The organism is Alteromonas sp. PRIM-21, from assembly GCF_027563165.1.
GTDB lineage: Bacteria > Pseudomonadota > Gammaproteobacteria > Enterobacterales > Alteromonadaceae > Alteromonas > Alteromonas macleodii_A.
Genome location: NZ_JADOEK010000001.1, coordinates 967,905 through 981,826 on the forward strand (window position 1 = coordinate 967,905; position 13,922 = coordinate 981,826).

A 13,922-nucleotide genomic window follows, 5' to 3' on the forward strand; every position below is an offset into this window, starting at 1 on the left:
TACTTCAAATCAAATTAACGCGCTTGAGAAAATTCAGCACAAATAGACGTTTCTGCACAGTAGTTTGTCGATAAATTCGGTGATCTTATGTGCTAAGACAATGGTATGACTTGTAACTCAAACTTTCGACCCTATACTAATGGTCGCTCCCATTTTTATAAGAGAGCGCATCTGCATAATTATTAGACAGTTTTAGCAGTGACAAGCGGGCTTGCTTGTACATTAGACCTTGCCGCTTTGCGTAACTATTAAGTTAAGCGCATGGCAACGAGGGGCTTATTGCTAACATAGGGAATTGAATAATATGCAGGGAAGAAAACAGCAAGTGACCTAATGCTTAATAAAAGCAAAAGGTGGAAAACATCAAATACGTTTCGCAATGACTGTGGGCGTAACATTGAACATGTTACGGGTTGTTGCGACCTAATGGACTAAAGACGACAGTACCCTGTCGAAAAAATTGAGGTATATAATGACCAAGTCTAAGATCATCTATACGAAGACTGATGAAGCGCCAATGCTGGCGACTTACTCACTTCTTCCAATCATCCAGAAGTTTGCAGCAGCTGCAGATATCGACGTTGAGCTAAGCGATATTTCATTAGCTGCGCGTGTATTGGCAAATTTCCCTGAGTATCTTTCTGAAGAACAAAAAGTGCCAGACGCGTTAGCTGAACTGGGTGAGATGACCCAAGACCCGAACGCTAACATCATCAAGCTTCCAAACATCAGTGCCTCAATTCCTCAGCTTCGTGCAACGATCAAAGAATTAAACGATAAAGGCTTCAACGTACCAGCGTTCCCTGATTCACCTAAAAATGCTGAAGAAGAAGAGATTCGTGAGCGCTACGGCAAGGTATTAGGTAGTGCGGTTAACCCGGTACTGCGTGAAGGTAACTCTGACCGTCGTGCGCCTACTGCTGTTAAAAATTATGCGCGCAAGCACCCGCATTCAATGGGTGAGTGGTCTCAAGCGTCTCGTTCACACGTAGCGCACATGCGCGGCGGTGATTTCTACTCTGGTGAGAAATCAGTGACAGTAGAAAAAGACGGTCACGTTAGCATTGAATTTACTGGCAAAGATGGTAGCAAGAAAACACTTAAGCCTCGCGTAGACTTGCTTGCTGGCGAAGTTATCGACGGCATGTTCATGAGCAAAAAGGCGCTTTGCGAGTTCTTCGAAGAGCAAATCGAAGATGCGAAGAACACTGGCGTTCTATTCTCACTACACGTAAAAGCGACCATGATGAAGGTGTCTCACCCAATCGTGTTCGGTCACTGTGTAAAAGTGTTCTACAAAGATTTATTCGACAAGTGGGGCGACCTGTTTGAAGAGCTTGGTGTTAATCCAAACAATGGTCTTGGTAGCGTTTACGACAAAATTGCGAGCCTACCTGAAAGTCAGCGTTCTGAAATTCAAAAAGATATCAACGCATGTTATGCAGACCGTCCGCCAATTGCGATGGTTAACTCTGACAAAGGTATCTCTAACCTACACGTACCAAGTGACGTAATTGTAGATGCGTCTATGCCTGCAATGATCCGTAACTCTGGTCAAATGTGGGGACCAGATGGAAAGGCGCACGACACTAAAGCGGTTATTCCTGAAAGTACTTACGCCACTATTTACCAAGAAGTTATCAACTTCTGTAAGACACATGGTGCATTCGATCCAACTACAATGGGTACGGTACCTAACGTTGGTCTAATGGCGCAAAAAGCAGAAGAGTACGGTTCACACGATAAGACGTTTGAGCTAGAAGCAGACGGTACGGTATCAATCGTAGACCAAGACGGTAACGTTCTTATCTCTCACGATGTTGAAGAAGGCGATATCTGGCGTATGTGTCAGGTGAAAGATGCACCTATTCAAGATTGGGTTAAGCTAGCGGTGACTCGTTCACGTCAATCGGGTATGCCTGCAGTATTCTGGCTAGATGACGAGCGTGCTCACGATGCTCAGCTTATCAAGAAAGTTGAAAAGTACCTTCAAGACCATGATACAAACGGTTTGGACATTCAGATTATGTCTCCTGTACGCGCTATTCGCTACAGCATGGAACGTGCGCTTCGCGGTTTAGACACTATTTCAGTAACAGGTAACGTACTTCGTGACTACCTAACTGACTTATTCCCAATTCTAGAGCTGGGTACAAGTGCTAAAATGCTATCTATTGTTCCATTGATGGCAGGCGGCGGTCTTTATGAGACTGGTGCGGGTGGTAGTGCACCTAAGCACGTACAACAGTTTGTTGAAGAAGGTCACTTGCGTTGGGACTCACTAGGTGAATTCCTTGCACTAGCGGTATCGCTAGAAGATGTTGCGATTAAACACAGCAACACTAAAGCAAAAGTAATTGCTTCTGCCTTAGATAAGGCAACTGAGAAGCTACTAAACAACGGTAAGTCGCCACTTCGTAAAGCAGGTCAGCTTGATAACCGTGGTAGCCATGTTTACCTAGGTCTATACTGGGCTGAAGAAGTAGCAAACCAAACTGAAGATGCAGACCTAGCAGCGCAGTTTAAGCCAGTGTATGAAGAGTTATCTGCGAAAATTGATGACATCTTGGCTGAGATTGATGCGACTCAAGGTAGCGCGCAAGAAATTGGCGGTTACTACTACCCAGACGAAGACAAGCTTTTCGCAACAATGTCTCCTAGCCAGACTTTAAAAGCGATTCTTGGCGCATAGATTCTTGACCATAGCGTTTAGACGCGGCTGTATTATTGCATCCGCGTAAGCTTGCCTAGATAGCTGTTAGTGTTATCTAAATACCATTAGAAAGCCCGCTTATATATTTAAGGGGGCTTTTTTTATGCTGCTGACAAGTTAAGGCTGATATTAAAAGTAGGGTACAAGAAGTACGGTATAGCAAAGCGCAGAGTGAAAATACCAAATTAGCAGCATAAGGAAGTGCTAAGTCAGTAAAATTAAAAAGACGCTGAACGGCGAAATGAGAAAGAGATGCCGATTAAAAAGAAACATGAAAGCACTTAAACAAAAAACGACAACGTTAGCGATTTTTAAGCATTAACTCGCACACACTACTTCTAGGCATATCGTTAATCTTAAAAATTTATAATAAAACAGAAAAGAGAGGTGTAGGTTCTAGGAACAAAAGGTCTGAGAATACTGCATTAGAAAAATTAAAGACGACAAACCACTTGACACCTAATAGCGCCCATATCACTTTAACGTAGCAAAAACTTACAGCGAAAAAATCAAAAGCCCGACGCAAAGGTCAGGCTTTTTAAATTCTTTATTAACGCTCTGGTTCTTCTTTGAAGCCAATGTTCTCAGCGTGAAGACCTTTAGGGCCCTGCTGAACTTCGAACGTTACTTCCTGACCTGCTTTTAGCGAACGATAGCCTTCCATTTGAATCGTAGAGTAATGTGCGAAAATATCTTCACCACCATCCTCAGGCACGATAAATCCAAAACCCTTTGCGTTGTTAAACCATTTAACTTTGCCAACCGCCATACTTCGACTTCCTCTTAATCCTTGAACTCACGAGTATCTGCCCCCATTATAGATCCGGAGACACGGTGGAAAGAGTATTGACTGTAGAAACTTTAAAGTGACTGCTTTAGAGTGACAAACGTGCAATACTCAAAACCACTATACAAAATGTAGATTTTTTAACCATATTATGTCAAGGGCAAATGTGAATAAATTTATACAAAAGTTTGTACACATATGTGCCGGTATACCACTATTATTAAGTTATGAGTAAAGACAACGCTATTAGTATCGAAAAGGAAAAACAAAAAGACGCGCAGCGACAAAAGCCGCAGCCGCCTCCCATGTATAAAGTGTTGTTGAACAATGACGACTATACACCGATGGATTTTGTCATTGAGGTACTCAAAAAGTTTTTCAATATGGACGATGAGAAAGCCAACCAACTTATGCTGACCGTTCATTATCAAGGAAAAGCCGTGTGTGGCATTTTTACTGCTGAGATAGCAGAGACAAAAGTGATGCAGGTTAATCAGTACGCACGCAAGCATCAGCATCCGCTGATGTGCACGATGGAGCAAGCATAAGGTTTTTTGTAGAGGGCGAGCAATATGTTAAATAAAGAATTAGAACAAACGTTAAACGATGCGTTTGTATTTGCCAGAGAGCACCGTCACGAGTTTATGACGGTTGAGCACTTGTTGTTGGCATTGCTTGATAACTCAGCTGCTCGCGATGCGCTTAAGGCTTGTGGTGCCGATATTGAGGCGATTAAAAGCGAACTCCTATCGTTTGTTAAAGATACCACGCCACTTATCTTAGATGACCAGTTAAACGAACGGGAAACACAGCCAACACTAGGTTTCCAGCGTGTGCTACAACGTGCGGTATTTCACGTGCAGTCGTCAGGTAAAGACGAAGTAACCGGCGCCAATGTACTAGTTGCTATTTTCAGCGAACAAGAATCGCAAGCCGTTTATATTCTTAAAAAATCTGATGTTACTCGCTTAGACGTTGTGAATTTTATTAGTCACGGCGTTAGTAAGGCGGACGACGATGAGCCCGTTAACCCAGAAGCAGCTGAAGAAGGTGAATCAGGTGAAGAGGGCGGTTCTGCATTAAGCAAGTATGCTACTGATTTAAATCGTCACGCTAAAGATGGCAAAATTGACCCGCTCATCGGCCGCGATTCAGAAGTAGAACGCACAATTCAAATTCTGTGTCGTCGCCGCAAAAACAATCCGTTGCTTGTGGGTGAGGCAGGTGTAGGTAAAACTGCAATTGCGGAAGGCCTAGCTTATAGGATTGTAAACGAAGACGTGCCTGAAGTTATCGCAGAAAGTACAGTGTATTCACTTGATTTGGGCGGGCTGCTAGCTGGCACCAAATATCGTGGTGACTTTGAAAAACGTTTAAAAGCGATTTTGAAAGAGCTTGGCAAAGACAAACACGCAATTTTGTTCATTGACGAAATACATACCATCATTGGTGCCGGCGCGGCTTCAGGTGGCGTAATGGACGCGTCTAACTTACTTAAACCTAAACTATCTAGCGGTGAACTTCGCTGCATTGGTTCGACTACTTATCAAGAGTACCAGGGTATTTTTGAAAAAGATCGCGCCCTTGCTCGTCGTTTCCAAAAAGTAGATGTGACAGAGCCAAGTGTGAGCGATACTACCAAAATACTACTTGGGCTTAAGAGTCGCTATGAAGAGCACCACAATGTGCGCTTTACACAAAAGGCGATTCAAGCGGCCGCTGAACTGTCAGCTAAGTACATTAATGAGCGTCATCTTCCAGATAAAGCTATTGATGTTATGGACGAAGCCGGCGCGAGCCAGCGTCTGTTGCCACCGTCAAAACGCAAGAAGACAATTAATGTAGGCGATATTGAGCAAATTATTGCAAAAATGGCGCGTATTCCTGAGAAATCTGTATCGGCTTCTGACAAAGAAGTTCTTAAGAACCTAGGTCGTAACCTTAAGATGGTTGTGTTCGGTCAGGATAAAGCCATAGAGACGCTAAATGACGCTATTTTGTTATCGCGCTCAGGTTTAGGCAATGAAGCAAAACCTATTGGTAGTTTCTTGTTTGCTGGCCCTACCGGGGTGGGTAAAACAGAGGTAACACAACAATTGGCGAAAACCATGGGCGTAGAGCTAGTGCGTTTTGACATGTCTGAGTACATGGAACGCCATGCCGTTAGTCGTCTTATTGGTGCTCCTCCAGGCTACGTAGGTTTTGACCAAGGTGGTTTGTTAACAGACGCGGTAATAAAGAATCCGTACTCAGTTGTGCTTTTAGATGAGATTGAGAAAGCGCATAGCGATATATACAACATCCTTCTTCAAGTCATGGATCACGGTACGTTGACTGATAACAACGGCCGTAAAGTAGACTTCAGAAATGTTGTGTTGGTAATGACTACTAACGCAGGTGTGCAGGAAACGGTGCGTAAGTCTATCGGCTTTAAACAGCAAGACCACAGCCACGATGCCATGTCTGAAATAAACAAGGTGTTTACCCCTGAGTTTAGAAACCGTCTCGATGGGATTATTTGGTTTAATCACCTTGATCCAGAGATTATTCTACAAGTGGTTGATAAATTCATTATCGAGCTTCAGGCACAGCTTGACGTTAAAGGTGTGTCGCTAGAGGTAACCAGTGCTGCACGGGCTTACATGGCCGAGAAGGGCTATGACAAAGCGATGGGCGCACGTCCTATGGCTCGGGTTATTAAAGACGACCTTAAGAAAGAGCTGGCGAATGAATTGTTATTCGGCGAACTATCTAAAGGCGGAAATGTGAAAGTAGATTGTGTTGAAGACAAGCTTACCTTCGAATACTCAGGCGTTGATGCTAAGTCTGAAGAAGCAGAACCAAGCTAGAACATCACATTAATACTGAGCAGTGACCTAGCGTAGCGTTAGGCAATACAACTGACGTTGTTTACTTAGCGCTACAGTTTCTTTTTGACACTGTAACCACTAGATACGAAAAAGCCCGATATTAATCGGGCTTTTTTTATGCGTTACCGCTTAAATGGCTCATTATCTTGCGCGATAAATGATACGACCTTTGGTCAAATCATAAGGAGTCATCTCAACAGTGACCTTATCGCCAGTAAGAATACGGATATAGTTCTTACGCATTTTACCAGAGATGTGTGCAGTCACTACGTGACCGTTTTCTAGTTCAACGCGGAACATAGTGTTAGGTAGTGTGTCCAACACAGTACCTTCCATTTCAATACAATCTTCTTTTGCCATGTAAAGCAGTTACCTCAGTAATTCAAAATTTTTGCCGCGCAGACCTTACCCAATCTTGGGTTCGGTGTAAAGCAATTAAGTGTCTATTTTACTATTTTTGCTAAATAGATGCCATTCATTGTCACTAAACTGCTCAAATGGCAAAAATTTATGTTTGTAAGACATTTTTTTACAGCCATCTACGTAGTACCCCAGATAGACATATCGATGGCCTAAATCCTTCGCTTGCTCAATTTGCATCAATATCATCCAGGTGCCCAAAGAGGCTGAACTATAGTCGGGGTCAAAAAACGTATAAAGCGCAGAAAGCGCCCCCATGTGCTCGTTGGCATCGACGATATCAGTGACGGCTACAGCAATAAGCTTGTCGCCATCATAGGCCTCTAAATAATGGGTTGTCATCCACTCACACAATACGAAATTATCAAACTGTGTTTTAGATGGTGGGTACATACTCCCATCTGCATGGCGCTCTGTAATATAGCGCTCATATAGGGGGTAGTAAGTCGATTTGGTTTTATCAACGAGTTTTACACTAAACCCTTTATTATTTTTAAGTAGTCGCTTCTGACTACGAGAAGGTGCGAAATCGTGAACCGGTATTCGCACAGATTTACACGCGTGGCAGGCAGGGCAGTGGGGGCGATAAATTTGCTCGCCGCTTCTACGAAAGCCCGCTTGTATTAATTGCGAATATCGCCACGCCTGAAAATCATTATTTTCGGCGTAAACTAACAACTGCTCTTGCTCATCAGGCAAATAGCTACATGAAAATGATTGCGTTATACCAAACTTCACGGAGTAATCACTCTTGGCTTCCAACGATTAAGGTAGTCTTCAGACAGCCTACCGTCTTCAGTTAAAGTGTGGTTGCTATTTTCCAGTTTTTCAATAAAGTTTTCGCGAGGCAACACGGTAGCGCCCAGTGATGACAAGTGATCAGTGGGAAGCTGGCAATCGATGAACGCCATATTTTGAGATTTCATATGTTCGACCAGGGCCAACATGGCAAGCTTAGATGTATTGCTTTCAATATGGAACATAGACTCGCCGCAATAAACTTTCCCAATGCCCACGCCATATAGCCCACCAACTAGCGAATCTCCATTCCATACTTCTACCGAGTGCGCTAAACCCAAACCATTAAGCTGTCGATAGGCGCCAATCATGTCGTCGGTAATCCAGGTTTCGCTGTTCAATTCACCCGTATTAGGGTTCTTACGAGGTGTTGATGAACAAGCTTCTATCACACGGTCGAACGCATGATTTAAGGTTACTTGATACTTTTTCTTACGAGCGAGCTTCTTAAGACTTTTCGAAGCAACAAAGTTGTCGAGTTCGATAATGGCTCTTGGGTCAGGTGACCACCACAACAAAGGTTCGTCGTCGCTAAACCAAGGGAATATTCCTTGCGAATAAGCTGAAAATAAACGGGCTGGGCTGAGATCGCCACCAAACGCTAACAGGCCGTTGGGGTCTTCCAATGCGGTATCGACAGAAGGGAAGGGAGCGCCTTCTTCTATGTAGTGTAACGCTATCATAATTCAGCCAGAAAAAAGCCCCACAGAATTGTAGGGCTTAGGTATAGAGTATTAACCTTGCTCAGGCATGGTACCGTCTAGGTACTTTTCTGCGTCTAACGCAGCCATACAGCCAGTTCCGGCTGATGTAATAGCTTGACGATAAATGTGGTCGCTTACGTCACCCGCGGCAAATACACCTTCAACGCTAGTTTGAGTTGCGTTTCCGTTAGTTCCACTATTCACTACGATATAGCCATCTTTCATTTCTAGTTGGCCATCGAAGATATCAGTGTTTGGCTTGTGGCCGATAGCCACGAAAAGACCCATTACGTCAATCTCTTCTGTCGCCTCACTGTTGGTATCTTTGATACGAACTTTGGTTACGCCCATCTCATCACCAAGCACTTCATCAAGGGTACGATTTAGGTGAAGGACCACGTTGCCATTCTCAGCTTTTTCGCGAAGACGCTTCTCTAGAATTTTTTCGCTTCTAAAGCTGTCTCTTCTATGAATAACGTGTACTTCTGAAGCAATGTTCGAAAGGTAAAGTGCTTCTTCAACAGCCGTGTTACCACCACCGATAACCGCTACTTTTTGGTTGCGGTAGAAGAAACCGTCACAGGTTGCACAGGCAGATACACCTTTACCCATAAAGGCTTGTTCTGACTCTAGGCCTAGGTATTTAGCAGAGGCACCTGTTGCAATAATTAATGCGTCACAGGTATACGTACCGCTGTCACCATAAAGAGTGAAAGGGCGCTTTGAAAAGTCAGTTTTGTTGATATGATCGAAAATAATTTCGGTATCAAACTTTTCTGCATGCTTTTGCATACGAACCATGAGATCAGGCCCTGTAAGTCCTTCTGGATCGCCCGGCCAGTTTTCTACTTCAGTGGTGGTAGTAAGCTGTCCGCCTTGTTGAATACCAGTTAACAATACAGGTTCAAGGTTTGCACGTGCAGCGTAAACCGCCGCAGAATAACCCGCAGGGCCTGAACCTAAGATAAGTAGACGGACGTGTCTGCTTTCTGCCATTTTCCTCTCCAAATAATTCACCCGTTATGGGTTACTTATAAAATTCTCTTAGAAAGCTAGGTAGGGGCGAAAATTCGTAAATCAAGCTCAATACCCAGTTACTTTTATTATAGTAATCTGCCAGCGCATTATCTGCAGGTCGTCAGTTAGTTGTGTTAACAAAAGTAACAACTAAGCCATACAAGACTATGTTCAGGCTAAAGCGCTATATGATGCCTTCAAGTGCTAAAAATGTCACTTAAAGATAGGTTCAATTTATACCTTTTAATTATTACGATGCTTTTAACTTTGTAGTACCTTTTAAGCATGACCGCTGAATTAATGCGCCGAAGGCATCTAAAAAGTAAGCTAGAACGTAACTAGAGCACAGTGGGTGCGCAGAAGCGCTTTACAGCGGCTTCGACAAAACTTAATTACCCAAATCGTTATCTTATTTGATAAAATGTTTTGTGTCGCGTGTTCCTCATAGGAGGCGCTGCATTGAAAGTAAAAAAGAAAACGAGTAAAAATTACGCAACTAAATTGTAATAGATAAAAAGCAGTTTACAATTTAACTATACCTATCTGAGAACGAAGAGGTGAACCATGTCTCAATCAGTAATGACAATGTTGAAAAACGGTCAGCAGTACATGAAGACATGGCCTGTGAGGAAAGAACTGTATGCTTTTTTCCCAGAATGCAGAGTAGTAGCAGCCACCAAGTTTGCTATTAAAACTATGCCGCCGGTTGCGATGGTGTCGTGTGCACTTTTATACCAAAACTTAGGCACAGACTATCTTCCTCAAACTATTACGATAGGTGCTTTTTTCTTGAGCTTACCTATGCAGGGTTTGCTATGGTTAGGACATCGCTCAGATCAGTATCTTCCACCACAGCTAAAAAGCTGGTATCAGGAAATTCATTCTAAAATGCGTACGCAGGGAGTGAATATCAGTAATGCTAAATCTAAGCCTAAATATAAGGAGCTGGCTCAGCTACTCAAAACGGCTTTTAACGATCTCGATAACGCATTTACCAAACACTGGTTTAATTAAAAGTCACCTGTTGTTTCAAAACTCTCGTAGCCCACTAATAGTAGTCTAGCTACTAGGCCAACTTTTACCTATAAATGGAAAGCGTTTAGGCGGCTCTTAGCTATTTATGTGGCTCGTAGCTGTTTATGCGGCTCTTAGCAATGCCTGACATTTTCGACACTTATACTGTGCGCCTTTCAAAATATTGTTGTGTCTGCGCGTAGATAACGCGTAGGTGTCGCAGTCGCAAACGTATTGGAAGGTTTTTGTCACCCGTTTTACATCAAATTGATGGGTGGCTGCAGGTGTACGGTTAAAAACACTATGCATAATCGATTGCCATTCTCTGCCATGAGGTTGAACCTTTCCAAATAACGTCCATACCAGTAAATGACTTACTTCATGGGGTATCACGTCATTTATAAAGGCGTCGACATTTTCTTTGAAGAGAATAGGGTGAAAGTTCAGGCGGTTTTGCTGCAAGAATGCCGTGCCGGCATTTCTACCTGAACGTCTAAACGTAATGGTAGGGCGTTCAAATTCACGATTGAAGTACCCCTCGGCTTGTTCAAAACAATAAAAAACAGCGTCGGTAATTACGCGACGCTGTTCATTACTTAAATCATTTGAAGCGATGTTCCTGCCTCACTCTATGTCTTTGCATAGTTAACTGTATCTAATGTTAACTGTATTTATTGTTAGCTACTCGACATCACAAGGTAAACAAAGCACGTAGGTTCCTTTAGGGTCGTTCAGCTTATTAACTAAACTAAACTCTTTAAGTACGCGCTTAAACTCGTTAACGAGTGACGAGTCGGCGTGAGCAAACTGCCACTTTCCTACGAACGTCATGGCTTGACCGAAAAACTCTTTCCAGAAAATTTCCTGTGCGGTTAATGTGCGCTGTACATAGAAGGTGTCATAGTTCTCAAGTTCTGCAATCTCTGCGGCGGCAGCGACAGCGTCATCAAGTGTACCTAACTGGTCAACTAGACCTAGCTCAATTGCATCTTCACCAATCCATACGCGACCTTGTGCAACGCTATCCACTTCTTCAATCGACATGCCACGAGCGTTAGACACTAGCGATAAGAAGTTACCGTATGTATTTTCAACGTTACGCTGAAGAATTTGACCAAATTCTGGTGCAAGAGGGCGTACAGTAGAAAAACCAGCAAGTTCTGTTGAGCCCACACCGTCACTGTGAATGCCCAAATAATCCAGTGAGTTTTCGTATGTCATGAACATGCCGAACACGCCGATAGAGCCTGTAATAGTGCTTGGGCTTGCAATAATCTTGTCGGTGCTTGCCGCTATCCAGTAACCACCAGATGCTGCGTAAGTGCTCATAGACGCAATAACAGGCTTACCTGCTTGTTGAAGCTGTAGTACTTCCTGGCGAATGATTTCAGAGGCAAACGCACTGCCACCGGGTGAGTCTATTTGAAGGACAACCGCTTTAACATTGTCATCTAAGCGCGCTTTTCTCAATAGACGAGCGGTACTGTCTCCGCCTATAGTGCCAGCTTTTTGATTACCATCTAAGATAGTGCCTTTAGCAACGACGATAGCCACTTTATCCATGTCTGACTCAATGACAGGCATAGGTGGGTTAACCACTTTCAGATAGGATTTAAACGTAGTGAGGTTTACACCCTGCTCGTTATCACCTTCGCCCACTAATTCGGTTAATTCTAGCCTTACTTCCTCGCGAGTTTTCAACGCATCAACCCAGTTGTTGTCAAGCGCATACTGGGCGAAGTCACCACCGGCCGCTTCAAATTTTTCTAATAGGCCTTGAAGTGTTTCATCGAAATTTGCTTCATCAATACCGCGAGCGGCTGCAACGTCAGCTTTATACTGTGCCCAATAGCCGTCTAACCATTGCTTTTCAGCTTCTTTAGCTTCCTCAGACATATCATTTCGCATAATCGGCTCAACGGCAGATTTATACGTTCCTACACGGAAGATATGGGTTGTTACTTTCAGCTTTTCCAACATGTCTTTGAAGTACATGCCGTAGCGCCCGTAACCTTCAAACATTAATCCACCCATTGGGTTTAGGTAGATGTTGTCTGCGTGGGCTGCCAAGTAGTATTGGTCTTGCGAGAAGTAATCGCCAATGGCGTAAACGGGTTTTCCTGATTCTTTAAATGCATCGATAGCGTTCGCGACAGTGCGCAGTTTATCTAAACCGCCTCCGGTTAACCCATGAAGGTCAAGAACTAGGGCTTTTATGCGTCGGTCTTTCTTGGCATTCTCTAAAACCTTCATAACATCGCGAACGAGTACTTCCGGGTTTTCGGGCTCGCTACCAAGCGATTCCTGCAAAAACTGTTCAAATGGATCGATACTTTCCTTTTCAATAACGAGCTTACCGTTCAAGGTAAGAAACAACGCGCTATCTTTATTTACTGATAACGGCTCATCGCCCTGACCGGCAATGGCGACAATCAACCCAACAAAAATAACAATGAATATCACATTAAAGAAAAGTTTGCGGGTAAAGTTAAGCACCGTCCACAAGCCAATAAACAAGGATTTAGTCCAATTTCCTTTGGCTGCCATTTTTATCACTACCTTTTTTGAATTAACTAATCAGAGCAAGATGAAACAGGTGTATCAAGCCCAATGTACTGCATCCTATTATGTTACCTAAATCGAGTAAGATCGCTAACTTAATTGTAATTTTTTGTAAGCGCTTTTGGTCTGTGTGCCGGCAACGAAGAAATTTAGATTAGAAACAGCGCTGGTGAGTGTAGGTCACGGGTTTGTTTCATCCTGTGCTAGCCATTTACTAATTAACTTAGCTATGCGCGCATGATCTTCTTCGCTCATTAGCATGAGAAGCTTGCCATTACGCGCTTTATAGTTTGTTTTTTCTTGGCCTTTTCGCATTATTCGAGAGAAGGGAGATGGCTTATTTTTGTGAGGTGAAATTTTTTGCATAAAGCGCCGTTCTTATTTTCTAAGCACACCGGATAGGTAAAACAATGACACACCTCTATCAACAATTTGTTACACGGCTTCAATTAGCCGACGGTATCCCATTACTTCTATTGCGCCTATATTTAGCCCCTGTGATGATACAAGCAGGATGGAACAAAGCATCTAGTTTCGACAGTATAGTCGATTGGTTTGGAAACGACGATTACGGCCTTGGATTACCTATGCCACTGGTCATGGCATTTCTGGCTACAGCGGCTGAGCTAGTAGGTGGTATTTTGTTGTTGTTTGGCGCTTTAACGCGATTGGTTAGTATACCTCTTATGATAACAATGGTCGTCGCCATGGTAAGCGTGCATGCGGAAAATGGATGGCTAGCCATAGCGGACGCTTCGTCTTGGTTAGCAGATGGTACTATTTTATTGAACGAGAGCATTATGGCTGCACCGGAAAAGCTGTCGGCCGCTAAGTCGTTGCTACAAGAGCACGGTCGCTATGACTGGCTAACCTCAAGCGGCAACTTTGTTGTACTCAATAACGGTATCGAGTTCGCGGCCACCTATTTCGTTATGTTGTTAGTATTGTTCATTTATGGTGGCGGTCGTTTTTTCAGTGTGGACTACTATTTAGGAAAAATGTTTAGCCGCAAAATGGATTAGTTTTACGGTTATTTA

13 protein-coding genes are annotated in these 13,922 nt (G+C 43.3%); 5 read left to right on the forward strand and 8 right to left on the reverse strand.

The genetic code is table 11. The features are described from left to right. Positions 1-472: 472 nt before the first annotated feature. Positions 473-2,692, forward strand: a complete 2,220-nt coding sequence (locus tag IW644_RS04135) for an NADP-dependent isocitrate dehydrogenase (protein ID WP_269916510.1) — start codon at positions 473-475, stop codon at positions 2,690-2,692. A 571-nt stretch (positions 2,693-3,263) separates the two neighbouring features. On the opposite strand, the gene cspD is transcribed toward IW644_RS04135, so the two are convergent. Next, complete coding sequence (gene cspD / locus IW644_RS04140) at positions 3,264-3,482, reverse strand: cold shock domain-containing protein CspD (RefSeq protein ID WP_014949330.1); 219 nt, start codon at positions 3,480-3,482, stop codon at positions 3,264-3,266. A 245-nt stretch (positions 3,483-3,727) separates the two neighbouring features. Between cspD and clpS the strand changes: the two genes are divergently transcribed. Then, positions 3,728-4,048, forward strand: a complete 321-nt coding sequence (gene clpS / locus IW644_RS04145) for an ATP-dependent Clp protease adapter ClpS (RefSeq protein ID WP_118495106.1) — start codon at positions 3,728-3,730, stop codon at positions 4,046-4,048. A 24-nt stretch (positions 4,049-4,072) separates the two neighbouring features. Then, positions 4,073-6,349: an ATP-dependent Clp protease ATP-binding subunit ClpA gene (gene clpA, locus IW644_RS04150; protein WP_269916511.1), complete on the forward strand. Its 2,277-nt coding sequence runs from the start codon at positions 4,073-4,075 to the stop codon at positions 6,347-6,349. A gap of 162 nt (positions 6,350-6,511) precedes the next feature. On the opposite strand, the gene infA is transcribed toward clpA, so the two are convergent. From infA to trxB, 4 genes are all read right to left on the reverse strand, one after another. Further along, on the reverse strand, positions 6,512-6,730 hold the full coding sequence (gene infA, locus IW644_RS04155) for a translation initiation factor IF-1 (RefSeq protein ID WP_008844395.1): 219 nt from the start codon (positions 6,728-6,730) through the stop codon (positions 6,512-6,514). 75 nt (positions 6,731-6,805) lie between these two features. Then, complete coding sequence (locus IW644_RS04160; protein WP_179983303.1) at positions 6,806-7,528, reverse strand: arginyltransferase; 723 nt, start codon at positions 7,526-7,528, stop codon at positions 6,806-6,808. Beyond that, positions 7,525-8,271, reverse strand: coding sequence for a leucyl/phenylalanyl-tRNA--protein transferase (gene aat, locus IW644_RS04165; protein ID WP_269916512.1), 747 nt, complete (start codon positions 8,269-8,271; stop codon positions 7,525-7,527). The genes IW644_RS04160 and aat overlap by 4 nt, the downstream gene beginning before the upstream one ends. Before the next feature lie 51 nt (positions 8,272-8,322). Beyond that, entirely contained in the window at positions 8,323-9,288 is a 966-nt protein-coding gene (gene trxB, locus IW644_RS04170) for a thioredoxin-disulfide reductase (protein WP_118495102.1), read from the reverse strand. Positions 9,289-9,873: 585 nt separating this feature from the next. On the opposite strand from trxB, the gene yfbV reads away from it, so the two are divergent. Next, the gene (gene yfbV, locus IW644_RS04175; RefSeq protein ID WP_269916513.1) at positions 9,874-10,323 is read left to right on the forward strand and encodes a terminus macrodomain insulation protein YfbV; all 450 of its coding nucleotides are present in this window, start codon (positions 9,874-9,876) and stop codon (positions 10,321-10,323) included. Positions 10,324-10,446: 123 nt separating this feature from the next. Here the strand turns inward: yfbV and IW644_RS04180 are convergent, their stop codons facing one another. From IW644_RS04180 to IW644_RS04190, 3 genes are all read right to left on the reverse strand, one after another. Beyond that, positions 10,447-10,938, reverse strand: a complete 492-nt coding sequence (locus tag IW644_RS04180; RefSeq protein WP_333473839.1) for a SprT family zinc-dependent metalloprotease — start codon at positions 10,936-10,938, stop codon at positions 10,447-10,449. 66 nt (positions 10,939-11,004) lie between these two features. Next, entirely contained in the window at positions 11,005-12,870 is a 1,866-nt protein-coding gene (sppA, locus tag IW644_RS04185) for a signal peptide peptidase SppA (RefSeq protein WP_269916514.1), read from the reverse strand. 195 nt (positions 12,871-13,065) lie between these two features. Next, on the reverse strand, positions 13,066-13,251 hold the full coding sequence (locus IW644_RS04190; protein ID WP_269916515.1) for a hypothetical protein: 186 nt from the start codon (positions 13,249-13,251) through the stop codon (positions 13,066-13,068). A 44-nt stretch (positions 13,252-13,295) separates the two neighbouring features. Here IW644_RS04190 and IW644_RS04195 point away from each other — a divergent pair, with 44 nt between their 5' ends. Next, a complete protein-coding gene (locus IW644_RS04195) occupies positions 13,296-13,907 on the forward strand; it encodes an HvfX family Cu-binding RiPP maturation protein (protein WP_269916516.1) in 612 nt (203 codons plus the stop codon). Positions 13,908-13,922: the final 15 nt, after the last annotated feature.

Bases quoted from the DNA above. Each gene is read 5' to 3' on its own strand.
- IW644_RS04135 (WP_269916510.1), top strand. From the start codon at position 473: ATGACCAAGTCTAAGATCATCTATACGAAGACTGATGAAGCGCCAATG.
- cspD (WP_014949330.1), bottom strand. From the start codon at position 3,482: ATGGCGGTTGGCAAAGTTAAATGGTTTAACAACGCAAAGGGTTTTGGA.
- clpS (WP_118495106.1), top strand. From the start codon at position 3,728: ATGAGTAAAGACAACGCTATTAGTATCGAAAAGGAAAAACAAAAAGAC.
- clpA (WP_269916511.1), top strand. From the start codon at position 4,073: ATGTTAAATAAAGAATTAGAACAAACGTTAAACGATGCGTTTGTATTT.
- infA (WP_008844395.1), bottom strand. From the start codon at position 6,730: ATGGCAAAAGAAGATTGTATTGAAATGGAAGGTACTGTGTTGGACACA.
- aat (WP_269916512.1), bottom strand. From the start codon at position 8,271: ATGATAGCGTTACACTACATAGAAGAAGGCGCTCCCTTCCCTTCTGTC.
- trxB (WP_118495102.1), bottom strand. From the start codon at position 9,288: ATGGCAGAAAGCAGACACGTCCGTCTACTTATCTTAGGTTCAGGCCCT.
- yfbV (WP_269916513.1), top strand. From the start codon at position 9,874: ATGTCTCAATCAGTAATGACAATGTTGAAAAACGGTCAGCAGTACATG.
- sppA (WP_269916514.1), bottom strand. From the start codon at position 12,870: ATGGCAGCCAAAGGAAATTGGACTAAATCCTTGTTTATTGGCTTGTGG.
- IW644_RS04190 (WP_269916515.1), bottom strand. From the start codon at position 13,251: ATGCAAAAAATTTCACCTCACAAAAATAAGCCATCTCCCTTCTCTCGA.
- IW644_RS04195 (WP_269916516.1), top strand. From the start codon at position 13,296: ATGACACACCTCTATCAACAATTTGTTACACGGCTTCAATTAGCCGAC.